Source organism: Sulfitobacter guttiformis (genome assembly GCF_003610455.1).
In the GTDB taxonomy this organism is placed as follows: Bacteria; Pseudomonadota; Alphaproteobacteria; order Rhodobacterales; family Rhodobacteraceae; genus Sulfitobacter; species Sulfitobacter guttiformis.
Genome location: NZ_RAQK01000002.1, coordinates 286436 through 300754, shown reverse-complemented (window position 1 = coordinate 300754; position 14319 = coordinate 286436). Strand labels below are relative to the sequence as shown.

The 14319-nt window shown below is 56.9% G+C and carries 16 protein-coding genes and 1 tRNA gene; 13 read left to right on the top strand and 4 right to left on the bottom strand.

What is annotated here, in order from left to right:
* Nucleotides 1–125 precede the first annotated feature (125 nt).
* Nucleotides 126–1907, top strand: a complete 1782-nt coding sequence (locus tag C8N30_RS14130; protein ID WP_025062147.1) for a gamma-glutamyltransferase family protein — start codon at nt 126–128, stop codon at nt 1905–1907.
* On the top strand, nt 1908–2840 hold the full coding sequence (locus C8N30_RS14125; protein WP_025062148.1) for an acetamidase/formamidase family protein: 933 nt from the start codon (nt 1908–1910) through the stop codon (nt 2838–2840).
* A 55-nt stretch (nt 2841–2895) separates the two neighbouring features.
* Here the strand turns inward: C8N30_RS14125 and C8N30_RS14120 are convergent, their stop codons facing one another.
* The 3 genes from C8N30_RS14120 to C8N30_RS14110 are packed head-to-tail and all read right to left on the bottom strand — an operon-like array spanning nt 2896 to nt 5241.
* Nucleotides 2896–3975, bottom strand: coding sequence for a methyltetrahydrofolate--corrinoid methyltransferase (locus C8N30_RS14120; RefSeq protein WP_025062149.1), 1080 nt, complete (start codon nt 3973–3975; stop codon nt 2896–2898).
* A gap of 11 nt (nt 3976–3986) precedes the next feature.
* Nucleotides 3987–4910, bottom strand: a complete 924-nt coding sequence (locus C8N30_RS14115; protein ID WP_025062150.1) for a methylenetetrahydrofolate reductase — start codon at nt 4908–4910, stop codon at nt 3987–3989.
* 34 nt (nt 4911–4944) lie between these two features.
* On the bottom strand, nt 4945–5241 hold the full coding sequence (locus C8N30_RS14110; RefSeq protein ID WP_025062151.1) for a virulence factor: 297 nt from the start codon (nt 5239–5241) through the stop codon (nt 4945–4947).
* Between the two features lie 277 nt (nt 5242–5518).
* On the opposite strand from C8N30_RS14110, the gene C8N30_RS14105 reads away from it, so the two are divergent.
* Nucleotides 5519–6640, top strand: a complete 1122-nt coding sequence (locus tag C8N30_RS14105) for a Ppx/GppA phosphatase family protein (protein WP_025062152.1) — start codon at nt 5519–5521, stop codon at nt 6638–6640.
* Entirely contained in the window at nt 6640–7386 is a 747-nt protein-coding gene (locus tag C8N30_RS14100) for an RlmE family RNA methyltransferase (protein ID WP_025062153.1), read from the top strand. Before C8N30_RS14105 ends, C8N30_RS14100 begins: the two co-directional genes overlap by 1 nt.
* Nucleotides 7387–7547: 161 nt before the next feature.
* Here the strand turns inward: C8N30_RS14100 and C8N30_RS14095 are convergent.
* Nucleotides 7548–7638: transfer RNA gene (locus C8N30_RS14095), tRNA-Ser, on the bottom strand.
* A gap of 144 nt (nt 7639–7782) precedes the next feature.
* Here C8N30_RS14095 and C8N30_RS14090 point away from each other — a divergent pair.
* The 9 genes from C8N30_RS14090 to proB all read left to right on the top strand — a co-directional run bounded on the left by C8N30_RS14090 (nt 7783) and on the right by proB (nt 14319).
* Complete coding sequence (locus C8N30_RS14090) at nt 7783–8625, top strand: DUF2059 domain-containing protein (RefSeq protein ID WP_025062154.1); 843 nt, start codon at nt 7783–7785, stop codon at nt 8623–8625.
* Nucleotides 8626–9450 carry a DUF2059 domain-containing protein gene (locus C8N30_RS14085; RefSeq protein WP_025062155.1) on the top strand — a complete coding sequence of 275 codons (825 nt, stop codon included), beginning with the start codon at nt 8626–8628 and terminating at the stop codon, nt 9448–9450. It begins immediately after the preceding gene.
* A 236-nt stretch (nt 9451–9686) separates the two neighbouring features.
* Nucleotides 9687–10391, top strand: coding sequence for a 50S ribosomal protein L21 (locus C8N30_RS14080; protein ID WP_025062156.1), 705 nt, complete (start codon nt 9687–9689; stop codon nt 10389–10391).
* An 11-nt stretch (nt 10392–10402) separates the two neighbouring features.
* Nucleotides 10403–10672 carry a 50S ribosomal protein L27 gene (gene rpmA, locus C8N30_RS14075; protein ID WP_025062157.1) on the top strand — a complete coding sequence of 90 codons (270 nt, stop codon included), beginning with the start codon at nt 10403–10405 and terminating at the stop codon, nt 10670–10672.
* A gap of 94 nt (nt 10673–10766) precedes the next feature.
* A complete protein-coding gene (locus C8N30_RS19525; protein WP_025062158.1) occupies nt 10767–11039 on the top strand; it encodes a hypothetical protein in 273 nt (90 codons plus the stop codon).
* Nucleotides 11030–11638: a LysE family translocator gene (locus C8N30_RS14065; protein ID WP_409373597.1), complete on the top strand. Its 609-nt coding sequence runs from the start codon at nt 11030–11032 to the stop codon at nt 11636–11638. Before C8N30_RS19525 ends, C8N30_RS14065 begins: the two co-directional genes overlap by 10 nt.
* Nucleotides 11638–12174: a GNAT family N-acetyltransferase gene (locus C8N30_RS14060; RefSeq protein WP_025062160.1), complete on the top strand. Its 537-nt coding sequence runs from the start codon at nt 11638–11640 to the stop codon at nt 12172–12174. Before C8N30_RS14065 ends, C8N30_RS14060 begins: the two co-directional genes overlap by 1 nt.
* Nucleotides 12175–12190: 16 nt before the next feature.
* Nucleotides 12191–13225, top strand: coding sequence for a GTPase ObgE (obgE, locus tag C8N30_RS14055; RefSeq protein ID WP_025062161.1), 1035 nt, complete (start codon nt 12191–12193; stop codon nt 13223–13225).
* Complete coding sequence (proB, locus tag C8N30_RS14050) at nt 13213–14319, top strand: glutamate 5-kinase (protein ID WP_025062162.1); 1107 nt, start codon at nt 13213–13215, stop codon at nt 14317–14319. The genes obgE and proB overlap by 13 nt, the downstream gene beginning before the upstream one ends.

Here is a 14319-nt window from a genome sequence, read left to right as displayed (position 1 = left end):
GCGCCGATTAAGCATGGCCAGGTCGGCTGTGATGTGGAAATCTGTGTTGCGGCGCGAATAGATGAATTGCCTTCGCTGCAATTCCTGCGAAACTGCGGAAAATTTTTGCCGAAACAGGAGTGAGTATGTCCGATTTCACCACAAGACCCGAAATCAAAGGTACGTTTGGTGTTGTGACGACGACCCACTGGATCGCTTCTGCCGTTGGCATGGGGGTGCTGGAGAAGGGCGGAAATGCATTTGATGCAGCTGTGGCAGCGGGATTGGTTCTGCAGGTGGTGGAGCCACACTTGAATGGTCCCGCAGGAGATATGCCTGCGATTTATCATTGTGCCGAGACAGGCGAGACGCGGACCATATGTGCCCAAGGGGTAGCGCCCGCAGCCGCCACAATCGCGCACTTCAAATCGCTTGGTCTCACGCTGGTACCGGGCTCCGGGCTCCTCTCAACTGTTGTGCCGGGGGCGTTTGATGGCTGGATGCTCATGCTACGTGATCATGGGACGATGTCGCTGCGCGAGGTTATGCAACCGGCCATTGACTATGCCCGCGACGGCCATCCCGTCCTGCCTCGTGTGGCCCATACAATTGCCGGCCTTGCACCCTACTTCGCCGAACATTGGCCCAGCTCTGCGGAAGTCTGGACGCCCGATGGGCAACCGCCGGAGCCTCATGCGCTTTTCAAAAACCCCGATCTTGCTGCAACTTATGACCGTCTGGCGGACAGCGCCGGCGATACCCGCGAGGCGCAGATTGAAACGGCACGTGCGACGTGGCGGAGCGGTTTCGTAGCCGATGCAATATTCGATTATCTTGCGGATGCCTGTGTGATGGATGTCAGTGGTACTGCACACAGTGCGGTCCTTGCCCCTGCCGACCTAGAAGGCTGGTCGGCCACGGTAGAGGATACATTGACATACTCGTACCACGGCTGGGTAGTTCACAAGACCCAGGCATGGGGCCAAGGCCCTGTATTTTTACAAACTTTAGCGATCCTGAAGAACTTTGACCTTGCTTCAATGGATCCGCTGGGGGCCGATTTTACGCATACAGTGATTGAAGCAATGAAGCTTGCCTATGCGGACCGCGAGGCCTTTTACGGGGATCCAGACCACAGCGAAATTCCGATGTCGCAATTGTTGAGCGATGGCTACAACGCTGGGCGCGCCAAACTGATCAGCGATCATGCTTCGCTTGAACAGCGACCCGGAAGGATTGCCGGATTTGAGCATTTGGCCGAGCGCTATATCACCCGCGCAGCAACCGATTTTGACGTCGGCGATGTCGCGGCGCAAGAGCCGACCATGTCCCATCTAACGGAGAAGCGTGGTGATACCGTTCATCTCGATGTGATCGACCGTTGGGGCAATATGGTCAGTGCGACACCCTCGGGTGGCTGGTTGCAGAGTAATCCGGTCATTCCCACACTCGGGTTCCCGCTCAATTCACGTGCGCAGATGTTTTGGCTTGAAGAGGGCCTGCCAACATCACTGGCGCCCGGGCGCCGTCCGCGGACCACGCTCACACCCAGTTTGGCAGAAAAAGACGGCGCCAAATTGGTTTTCGGCACGCCCGGTGGCGACCAGCAGGACCAGTGGCAGTTGATCTGGTTTTTAAGATTTGTGCATCATGGCATGGACTTGCAGGAGGGGATCGATGCGCCACTGTTCCATTCGATGCATTTTCAGGGCTCGTTTTTTCCGCGTGAAGTGCAAACGGGGCATATGATGATTGAACCAAATGTAGGTGAGGATGTGATCGCTGATCTGCGGGCGCGCGGCCATATCGTTACTGTCGCAGAGCCATGGACCGTTGGACGACTGACGGCGGCACTGCGTGAGCCTGACGGGATGTTACGCGCCGCCGCTACACCACGATTGATGCAAGCATATGCGATTGGACGCTAGATGAATGAGCTAAAAGCCGGACCCGAAACCTGTCATTGGGGATTTTTCGACGCCACACTGCCGCCCGTCCTGACCATAAAAAGTGGCGAAGAGGTTGTGATCAACACTGTATCGGGTGCGCCTGCCGTTTTGCCGGACGCGGGAGACGGTTTTTATATCCCACCCGAGTTGCTTGCACTACATGCAATGGGCCCTCCTGCGATGCCGGGCCATATCTTGACCGGTCCCGTGGCTGTGGAGGGCGCGCAAGCGGGAGATGTTTTGCAGGTCGACATTCTCGATGTGACGCTGGCACAGGACTGGGGCTATAACATGATCCGCCCGTTGGTCGGAACGCTGCCGCTGGATTTTCCCGAGCAGAACCTGACGATCATTCCGCTGGACGGGTCACGTGGCGAGGCCACGATGCCTTGGGGGCTGAAATTGCCATTGGCCCCGTTTTTCGGGGTGATGGCTGTTGCACCACCGCAGGGCTGGGGGCGGATATCTACAATCGAACCGCGCGCCCATGGTGGCAATCTGGACAATAAAGAATTGGTGGCAGGGACCACGCTGTATCTGCCTGTGCATGCCGAGGGGGCGCTGTTTTCCTGCGGCGATGGTCACGGTGCGCAGGGCGATGGCGAGGTGTGTGTGACCGCCATTGAAACAGCGCTAAAGGGGCGGTTTCGTCTGACTGTGCGCCGCGATCTCGACATCACCTACCCGCAGGCAGAAACGCCTACGCATATTATCACGATGGGGATGCATGCGGATCTGGACCAATGCGTAGAGATTGCGTTGCGGCGGATGATCGAGGTGGTGGCAGACCGCGTCAAGATCAGCCGCGCTGAGGCTTATATGCTATGTTCACTGGCCGGTGATCTGCGGATTACCCAGACGGTTAACCGCGAGAAGGGTGTACATATGATGATGGCAAAAAATCTGCTATAACACAAAAAAAGGGCAGCGGATCAGGCTGCCCTTTCAATAACTTAAAGCGATGAGTTCATCCGCGGCGCCGACCACCGACACGGCCTGCGCGCCCACGGCCTTCCTGACCTGCTTTGGGCGCTACCTTGTTGAACCTGATCCAGTCGCCGCCGTGCGGATCACGGTCAAACAGGAAGTTGGCAGCACGGATGGCTTCCATTTCCTTGCCTGGACGTGGCAGTGTTGAGCCCATACCAAAAAGCTGCACCAGCGCCTCATCGTCCATATCTTCGGGCAGGACCAGTCCGAGCGCGGCAAGTTCGGCGCGCTTCTCTGCTACTTTGGCGGCACTTACGGGCAGGGCGATGGGGTTCATAATCGCGGAAGTCATGCCTGCGCCCATGGCCATCGGCAGGAATGCGTTGTTGATCCCGTGACGGTTGGGTAGACCAAAGCTGATGTTGGACGCACCGCATGTCGTGTTCACACCCAATTCCTCGCGCAGACGGCGCACCAATGTAAAAACCTGATGACCGGCTGTTGCCATCGCACCAATCGGCATCACCAGCGGATCAACGACGATATCATAGGCCGGAATGCCGAAATCTGCTGCCCGCTCGACGATCTTTTTAGCAACAGCAAAACGTACATCCGGATCCTCGGAGATGCCGGTATCGTCGTTCGAGATCGCCACTACCGGCACGTTGTATTTTTTCACCAACGGCAGGACCAATTCGAGCCGCTCTTCCTCGCCGGTGACAGAGTTCAGCAAGGGGCGCCCCTCGCAGGCTTCCAGCCCTTTTTCCAGAGCGCCAGGCACTGAACTGTCGATACAAATAGGGCAGTCGGTGACGGCCTGAACGCGTTTGATCATTTCGGGCATCAGCATCGGCTCGACAAAGTTGTTGTCGGCATAACGTGGATCTTCGGCCATCTTGTTCGAGAACACAGCGCCCGAATTCACATCGAGGATGTTCGCGCCCGCAGCGGCCTGTGCGATGGCATCTGCCTCCACCCGGGAGTAATCGCCGCGCTCCAGCTCCTCGGCGAGGATTTTGCGGCCTGTGGGGTTAATCCGTTCTCCGATGACGCAGAAAGGCTGGTCAAAGCCGATGATTGCCGTTTTTGTTTTGGATTCGACGATTGTTCTGGTCATGATTGGGTCCTTCAGGTGGCAGATGCAGGGACAGCAGAAGCGCCGCCATGTGCATGCGTCCATGTGGCGTTGGTTTTGATTCCGCCCAGCGGGAAGAAATGAACGTGGCTGATGTTGAAGTCAGGGTTTTCAGCCTTGTGTGCCGCGAGCTGCTCGATGATCTCGTTCGGCTCGTAGGGGAGTAGCAATTTGGTGACATCCATCGCGCGCTTTTGCAGGACCTTGAGTGAGGGGCCCACACCGCAAGCGATTGCGAATTTGATCAAGGTCTGGAGTTTTGCCGGCCCCGCGATGCCGATATGCACCGGGATTGTGATACCTGCATCGCGCAGGCTGTCAGCCCAGGCAATGATCGGTTTCGCCTCGAACGCGAACTGGGTCGCGATGGCCATCTTTGCATCCGTGCGGGTTTGGAAGTCATTTTTCCAGCGCAGGGCGGCATCGACATTGGCGGTGCCTTTGACATCGATATCGCGGTTACCTTCGGGATGACCTGCCACATGCAAACGCTCGAAACCGGCAGCATCAAAAAGGCCGGTCTCCATTAATTGCATGCTGTCGCTGAATTCGCCGTAGGGGGCGGCGACACCGCCCGCCAGCAACAGCGCCTGTTTCACATCCGCCTGACCCTGATAGCGGGCGATCCAGTCGGCCAGCGTGGCGCGGTCCTTGATGATGCGCGCAGGGAAGTGGGGCATGACCTTATAGCCATCCGCATTCAACCGAGCCGCTGTCGCGACCATTTCTTCTATCGGAGTTCCCTCGATGTGGGCGATATAGACGCGGGTCCCCTTGGGGAGGAGATCTGGGAAGTCTTCGACCTTTTCTGCTGTACGCGGCATCACCTCGATCGAGAAGTCCTGCAAGAACGCCTCGACGGCGGGTATAACTTCGGCAGGGGTTTCGACTTTTTTGCGAAAATTCAACAGTGCCATGTGCAGGCTCCTATCAAGGGTGAGATTAGCGGGCTCAGGCCCAGCCGTCGTTTGCAATCAGCGCTTTGATACGCTCTCGGTCATATTCTGCGTCCAGACGGGCCGCCTCGGCATCGGCGACTGCGGCATCATCGCCATCGACTTCAACTGGCTCAGCCTTGCGCCACTCCGCAAGGTAGGCATCATCTCCCTCGGCGCCGACTTTCATCGCGGCACGGTCAATCGCTTGCTCGAAGCGCTCTGGCAATATCCGCTTTTCGCCGCGGCGGCCTTTGCCAACGATCACCTGCGCAGGAATATCCCGCCAATAGACAATAACCACTTGTGCCACGTGCGATTCCTCCCCGGACCATTGCGTTTCGACTTCTCTAGCGGATGCACCGCGCTGCACGGCTGTCGTTTTCGACAATAACGGCATCATCCGCGACCTATCCATAAACGATGACGCAGACAGGGGCGAGGGCGGCCAATGCCCAAAATTTGCATCTACATCCTGAGCTTGATTAATGTGCGCCCGCAAAAAGAGCAGGTTGCGGGCGCCGTCTGCGCTTGCGCCATTGCGCCCCAGCACGTAACAAGGGGGCAACTCGTAATGAAAGGCGCATACCATGGCGCCAAAGCGCTCCAAAGGTGCGGGTGCGCTCGAACGTAAATCGCAGACGGCTCTGAGCCCCGCGCCAGTTTCGTCCAGATCGAACGACCTCTATGCGGCCCTTGATCTGGGCACAAATAGCTGTCGCATGTTGATCGCCCAGCCAAAGGGCGGCGGTTTTCATGTGGTGGACAGTTTCTCGAAGTCGGTCCAGTTGGGCGCAGGCCTCGAGAAAACCGGGCGTTTATCGCGCGGATCGATGGCGCGCACCATACAGGCATTGCGCATCTGCCAGCAGAAACTCCGCCGCAACAAAGTCGGCAAAATGCGCCTTGTCGCAACAGAGGCCTGCCGCCGTGCGGTAAACGGTGACGAGTTCATGCGCCGCATAACCCGCGAGACCGGTTTGCGTCTCGAGATAATTGCCCCCGAACAAGAGGCGCAACTTGCTGTGATTTCCTGTGCGCCGCTGGTGAACGACAAGACGGAAAATCTGCTTGTGGTAGACATCGGAGGCGGCTCGACCGAACTGGTCTGGATTGACATATCGGGCGTCCCGAAAGCAGACCGTGCCCAATCTATCATGCGGCTACACAACGGGTTTATTCAGGCACCAACCGATATTCCCGCAGCCCGTGTGGTTGACTGGATATCAGTGCCATTGGGGGTAGCAACTCTGCGCGATCAATTCTCCGATGTAGAGGACGACGCTGCGCGGTTTGCCCTCATGAGCTGGTTTTTCGAGGAAAATCTGGCGGATTTTACGCCCTATCAGTCCGCGCAACCCCAAGAGCGCTTTCAGATTGTGGGGACTTCGGGTACAGTAACAACTGTGGCTGCCAGCCATTTGGGTCTGCGCCGCTATGACCGCACCAAGGTCGACGGGATGAGCATGACAAGCCGCGAAATTGACAAGGTTATTCACCAATATCTCGCGATGGGGCCGGAGGGCAGGCGGGTTGACCCCTGCATAGGCAACGACCGCTCCGCGCTGATTATGTCTGGCGCGGCGATTTTACAGGCGCTGATGCGCTGCTGGCCAACGGACCGTCTTAGCGTGGCGGATCGCGGTCTGCGCGAAGGTCTGTTATACGCACAAATGAGCGCGGACGGCGTGCTCGAAGAGGGAACATTCTGATGGGCAAGACGCCAACAGGTAAAAATACATCAGGTCGCGGACAGCGCGACCTGAAGGTCAAAGTTAAATCCGCCCGCGGTCGCAAGCTTAGCTCGACGCGCTGGTTGCAACGGCAATTGAACGACCCTTACGTAAAGCGCGCGAAGGCCGAAGGCTATCGCGGGCGCGCAGCCTTCAAAATTATGGAACTTGACGACAAATACCGCTTTCTGGTGCCCGGTGCGCGTATCGTCGATCTGGGTGCAGCCCCCGGTGGCTGGTGTCAGGTGGCGGTCAAACGCTCGAACATCCTAGGCGAAAAAAGCGGCAAGGCAAAAGGCACTATTCTGGCGATTGACCTGCAGGAGATGGAGCCGATCGCAGGCTGCGAAATCTACCAGCTCGACTTTATGGAAGATGACGCGGACATAAAGGTGAAGGACTGGCTTGGCGGGCGTGCCGATGTAGTGATGTCAGACATGGCTGCGGCCTCTTCTGGGCATAAGCAGACGGACCATAACCGCATCATCGCCCTGTGCGAAGCTGCGGCCTATTTCGCGTTCGACGTGCTCGAGGAAGGCGGTACTTTTATCGCCAAAACCCTCGCAGGCGGTGCTGAGGGCGATTTGCAGAAACTGCTCAAGCAACGCTTTACCAAAGTGGCGAACTTTAAACCACCGTCAAGCCGTCAGGATAGCTCTGAGAAGTTTGTCGTCGCGCTGGGGTTCAAGGGAGCGCCGGAAAAAGACGTTGATGGCCAAGTTTGAAGCGTTTGACCCCCTAAGTATAATAAAGCCGGCAAAGTTTAGCACATCTGGGGGAATTGTAGGAATAACCGGCGAGCATGCGATTTGGATAACAAGGCTACAAACCGGGTCTGTATATCAAGTTTATGATAACCAAACGATCATTACCATGCCTGCATGAATGGCGGAGATGCAGGGATTCGAACCCTGGGAACCCTTTAGAGGCTCAACGGTTTTCGAAACCGTCCCGTTCGACCACTCCGGCACATCTCCGCGGGGATCGTTGGGGGTTGCTCTAGTCGGGTTTGGGGATGCGGGCAAGGGGGTGTCTGCGCTTCTTTGCCACTCTCGGGAATTTTCATTGCGGCGGCTGGCATAACCTATATTTTGTGGGCCGAACCGTTCAAAGGAAATACAATGCAGTTGATCCGCCATGCCGTAATGATCCCAATTGTCACAATGATGCTTGGGGTGGGCGCGTTGGGTGTCTCCGCCCAGACCGCGCCCCGTGAGAGCCTTGAGGCTTTCCTCGAAGTGACGGGATTTGATGTCGCACTCGAAAGCATTGCATTGTCAGCAGACGCTGCACCCGAGATGCTGGGACTACAGGCTGACGACTTTGGCTCCGAGTGGCAGCGCCTTGTAGGGGAGGTGTTCGAGACCTCGCTTATGCATGATATGGCTGTTGATATCCTTGCTAAAACCCTGACAGAGCCTTTGCTCGTCCACGCGGCGGATTTCTACGCCACGGATCTGGGTCAGCGACTGGTAGTTGCCGAAAACAGCTCGCATATGATCGAGCAAGACGGCCTTAAATCCGAAAGCGGCGCACAGATTATCGAAGGGCTGAACGGTATCGGTTCGCCCCGTGTGGCGATCCTCGAGCGGCTTAACCGAGCCAGCGGCAGCGAGGACAGCTCTGTCCGGTCTATTCAGGAAGTGCAGATCAGGTTCTTGATGGCAGCCGCCGGGGCAGGGGTGATCGAATTGCAGATGGATGAACCCGATTTGCGCGAAGCTATGGCCGCGCAGGAAGAAGAACTGCGGGCAAGTCTACGGGTGAGTGCCCTTGAAGGTTCGGCCTATACCTATCAGGCCTTCTCGGACGAGGAGATGGTCACATATGCCGAAGCGCTGGAGAAGCCAGAGATGAAGCAGGTGTATGACCTGATGAATGCCGTGCAATATGAAATTATGGCCGACCGGTTTGAAGCCGTAGCCGCCCGCCTGCGCCTCATGCAACCAAGTCAGGATTTGTAAATGAAGCGCCTGTTTGTACCCCGCATTATTGCGGCGCTGATGATAGTGCTGACCGCGCTGCCCGCATGGGCCGATGCGCGGCACACCGTTCTGATGGACGTGCTTAAGATCAATGAGCTGAGCGCCATTCTGCATGAAGAGGGACTTGAATTCGGGGCCACGCTCAACCGCGAATGGCTAGAAGAGAAGGGCGGTCCGGCATGGTCGGGGCAAGTGGTCCGCATTTACGATACGCTGCGTATTTCCGAAGGAATTCGGGCAGGGCTGGAACCGGCCTTCGAGGGCGATGAACTAGAGCAGGCGATCAGCTTTTTTGCATCTGATCTGGGCTCGAAGATTGTTTCGCTGGAGAATTCTGCACGCGCTGCCATGGGCGATCCACTTATCGAAGAAGAAGCCCGCGCGCGGTTTGCGCAGGTGCAGGAGGGGGATGATCCCAAGCTGGCCCAGATTGAGCGGATGATCGAGGCGGGCGATTTGCTTAACCGCAATGTGACTTCAACGCTCAATGCCAACTACCAGTTTTTGCGCGCTTTGGTCGACGGCGATGTTTATGTGATGAGCGATGAGGAGATCCTCAGCGACGTGCAGGCCGAGCGCGAGGCCATTACCGCAGACACGCTCAACTGGTTAGGTGGGTTTATGACACTTGCTTATAGCCCTTTAAGTGTAGACGAGCTGACAACTTATGCCGATTTTGCATCCTCTCCTGCAGGAAAAGCGCTGAATTCAGGGTTCTTTGCCGGATTTGATCCGCTTTATGAGGATATCTCCTATGCATTGGGACGTGCCATGGCGTTCAACATGGCTGCCGAAGAGCTTTAGCCACTGTCCTAGGGAAGAGCTGTTTTGGGTGAAAACACGCCCATGCGCAGGCTTTGCGCCTTGACTCGGGGCACCAACCGCCCGATAAGCCGCCATCCCGAACGGGCATTCGTTTGTTCGGGGCTATTTTTAATGACGCCCCAAGGGCGCGCTGTTCGAGGTGGATGCAGGCACGGTCTGGTCCAAAACGCCCTTAACCGGGGACCATAGAACGCGGAAAACATGAAGGAAGACCTATGTTTGCGGTCCTGAAAACAGGCGGTAAGCAATATAAAGTACAGGCGGGCGATATGCTGCGCGTGGAACGTATTGCGGCATCTGCCGGTGACACCGTTCAATTCAACGAAGTGCTGATGCTGGGTGGTGATACCCCCACAATCGGCGCGCCAATGATCGAAGATGCTGGCGTACAAGCCGAAGTCGTTGACCAGATCAAAGGCGAAAAAGTCATTCACTTTGTAAAGCGTCGCCGGAAGCACTCTTCCAAGCGCACCAAGGGCCACCGTCAGAAATTGACACTGGTGAAGATCACAGAGATCCTCGCATCCGGTGCCGGCAAGTCCGGTGTGGCCGCAGCAATCGGCACAGGCTCCGTTTCCGCCGCTGCCGTTGCCGCGATCACAGGCAAGGCCGTTGATGCTCCTGTGAAAAAAGCAAAAAAGGCCAAGGCAGAGAAACCTGCCGCGACTGAAGAAGCGCCAAAGGCAAAAAAGCCGGCAGCGAAGAAAGCCGCAAAGGCCGACGGCGATGATCTGTCCCAGATCTCTGGCGTAGGTCCGGTTATTGTGGGCAAGCTGCACGCAGAGGGTATCACAACCTTTGCGCAGATTGCTGCATGGACTGATGCGGACGTCGAAGCGATTGAAGAGAAACTGTCGTTCAAAGGTCGTGTGGGTCGTGAAGACTGGATCGCACAGGCCAAAGATCTGACAAAAGGTTAAGGAGAGACCAAATGGCACATAAAAAAGCAGGCGGCTCGTCCCGCAACGGTCGCGACTCAGCTGGTCGTCGTCTTGGCGTAAAAAAATATGGCGGCGAGCTTGTCATTCCAGGAAATATCGTGGTGCGTCAGCGCGGCACGAAGTTCTGGCCTGGTGAAAATGTTGGCATGGGCAAGGATCACACCCTGTTCGCCACAGTTGAAGGCAATGTTCAGTTCCACAAGGGTCTGAAAAACCGCACGTTCATTTCGATCGTACCGGTAGCGGAAGCTGCTGAATAAGCCGTATCCGTTAATGATTTGACTATCAGGGATCGGCGGAAACGCCGGTCCTTTTTCTGTTTTAGCGTACTTCAATCATGAAAGGCGTGGTGTGATGATGACAAGCAATCTGCCTCTCCTGAAAGAGGGCGAATTCCCTCTGTATGATGCCAAAGCAGGCACCGTCAGGTACGATCTTATTGCAGCTGGCACACAGCAAGGGCGGAAGTGCCCGGCGCGCGTCAAGAGCACGCCAGCAGTCGCGACCTATTCCGAGTACAGTTATTTAATCGCGGACCGCAGGCAGCATTCACAGCCCCTTGACGATACTTTGACGGATGCCGCCATGACCGGCAATCATGCGAGCATTATTGAGGCATGCTTGTGAGCATCGCCCTTCTTCCTCTCGCCATCTTCGCGGCTTCTCAGATAGGCACACCTGGGCCTGCCAATATGGCCTTGCTTGCTACAGGCGCGCGGTTCGGCTTTCGCGCCGCATTGCCTTTTGTGGCAGGCGTGGCGTTAGGCAAGCAACTAATCATCTGGCCAATCGGTTTCGGCCTGATGGGGCTGGCAGCATCAGCGCCCGCACTGTTCACCCTCCTAAAGTATATTTCGGCGGCTTATATTATCTGGCTGGCCTGGAAAGTTGCGAATTTGCGGCTGGGGCATGGTGACCCTGCTGCGAATGTGCCGGGATTTGGCGCAGGTCTTATCGTACATCCACTCAATCCCAAGGCATGGGCGATGATCGTGGGCAGTTTTACAGCGTTTGTCGGGCCTGACATTCCGACCCTGACTGCTACGGCAACGGTCGCCGCTATTTTGCTAGCCTGCCAGCTCGTCATGCACCCATTGTGGACACTCGGCGGCAGTGCAATCGCACAGACGGTTGCAGGTACCCGCGCAGAGCCTTATCTGATGTGGACATTGGCGGGCCTCACGGTGGCCTCTGTTCTTTTTGTACTCTTTGACGGAAGTTTGTGATGACTAATCTTGTGTCGCACCAACCCACATTATCGACAGAGCGGTTCGATTTGCGGCCTGTCCGTCTGTCCGACCTGATCTTGATCGAGCATTATGCCGCCGACAGTCGTCTGGCCATGCACACCCCGCGCCTGCCGCATCCGCTGCCACCCGGCGTGATCGCGGGCTTCATCGAGCGTGCCATGGCGCATGAGCGCGAAGAGGATGTGTGGGTCATGGACGGGTCGGGACACAACAGCGGTGAAGTAATGGGCGTGATCAGCCTCATGCGCCTTGACCGAAATCAAAGCGAGGTCGGCTATTGGGTCGCTCCACCGTTCTGGAATACTCATGTGGCATCGGATGCGGTACAGGCATTGGTTGCGGGTAATCCGCTGGACAATGATGCCATGTTCGCAAGCGTCTTCCATGATAATCCCGCTTCTGCCAAAGTACTCACAAACGCCGGTTTCGCCTATCTGGGTGATGCCGAGATATTCTGCCTTGCGCGCAACGCCACCGTACCGACCTGGACCTACAGCCTCAAACTGCGGTAACCCCTTAGGATAAAATATGAAGTTCCTCGACCTTACCAAAGTCTATATTCGCTCCGGTGCCGGTGGCGGCGGCTGTGTGTCGTTCCGCCGCGAGAAATACATCGAGTACGGCGGCCCCGATGGCGGTGATGGCGGCAATGGCGGCTCTGTGTGGGCAGAGGCAGTGGACGGATTGAACACGCTCATTGATTTCCGCTATCAACAGCATTTTTTCGCCAAAAACGGCCAGCCGGGAATGGGAAAGCAGCGTACCGGAAAAGACGGTGATGATATCGTCCTGCGCGTGCCTGTAGGTACCGAGATTCTTGACGAAGATCAGGAAACAGTAATCTTCGATATGACGGAACTGGGCCAGCGCGTGCGCCTTGCTGGTGGAGGCAACGGCGGCTGGGGTAACCTGCATTTCAAGTCTGCAACTAATCAGGCGCCGCGCCGCTCCAATCCGGGTCAGGACGGGGTAGAGCGCGAATTGTGGCTTCGGCTCAAGCTGATTGCAGATGTGGGCCTACTGGGGCTGCCGAATGCGGGCAAATCCACATTCCTTGCCGCCACATCCAATGCACGGCCCAAGATTGCGGATTACCCGTTCACCACGCTTCACCCGAACCTCGGCGTGGTAGGTGTTGATAACGCTGAATTTGTTATTGCTGACATTCCGGGACTGATTGAAGGCGCCCATGAGGGCCGCGGGCTCGGGCACCGGTTTCTTGGACACGTCGAGCGGTGTTCTGTTCTCATGCATTTGGTGGACGGAACATCTGAAACGATTGTGGAAGATTATCATACCATTATCAACGAACTTGAAGCCTATGGCGGTGAGTTGGCGGACCGACCTCGCATTACGGTGCTCAATAAAATTGATGCTTTGGATGAGGAAGAGCTGGCAAGTGCCTGTGAGAATTTGAAGAAAGCCAGCGGTGGGCCGGTGATGCAAATGTCTGCAGTTGCTAAAACCAACACAGTCGAGGTCTTGCGCGCCTTGCGCAGCCAGATCGACGCGGACCGCATCCGCCAATCGACCTCTGAGGAGGAAGCACCTTGGCAACCTTGACCACTGCCAAGCGGATCGTCATCAAGATTGGCTCCGCGCTGCTGGTAGACCGTGCAACGGGAAGTTTGCGCGCCGACTGGTTGGCATCTTTGGCGCAGGATGTTGTCTGGCTCAAGGGGCAGGGCACTGATGTGGTGCTTGTCTCTTCGGGGTCGATCGCCTTGGGGCGGGGGGTGCTTGGCTTGGGTCTTGGAACGCTTGCGCTGGAGCAATCACAAGCCGCCGCCGCTGTCGGCCAGATCCGCCTCGCGCGCGCGTACGAAGAAGTGCTGCAACCGCATGGAATTACCACAGCCCAAGTGCTGGTCACGCTGGAGGACAGCGCCAATCGCCGCCGCTATCTAAACAGCCGCGCCACGCTTGAGACGCTGCTTAGCCTCGGTGCGGTACCGATCGTCAACGAGAACGACACCGTTGCTACTGACGAAATCCGGTTTGGCGACAACGACCGCCTTGCCGCACAGATTGCAGTTACGGTGGGCGCAGATCAGCTGATCCTGCTGTCGGACGTCGATGGATTCTATAATGCCAACCCATCCGTTGATCCTGATGCAACCCGCTTTGAGGTAATCGACGTCATCACACCGCAGATCGAAGCGATGGCAGGGGATGCAGGTTCCGGGCTCAGCAAAGGCGGGATGAAGACCAAACTGATGGCCGCAAAAACTGCCGTCTCGGCAGGCTGTGCCATGGCCATCACCGAAGGCTTTGTGATGCGGCCTTTGCTGGCGCTGGAGAATGGGGCGAACGCCACATGGTTTACCGCCCAAACCGATCCGCAGGCCGCGCGAAAGGGCTGGATCACAGCGATGAAGCCGCTCGGCACGCTATCGCTTGATGCTGGTGCTGTGGCTGCACTGAATCGGGGAAAAAGCCTGCTGCCCGCAGGGGTAACCGCCGTATCGGGAAATTTTGAACGCGGTGACGCAGTGAGCATGATTGGCCCTGACGGTGCGGGCATTGGCGCAGGGCTGGCGCGCTACTCCGCCAGCGAGACCGCGTTGATCAAAGGCCATCAGAGCGCCCAGATCGAAGCATTGCTGGGGTATCCAGGCCGTGCTGCCCTGATCCACCGCGATGATATGGCCCTTTAG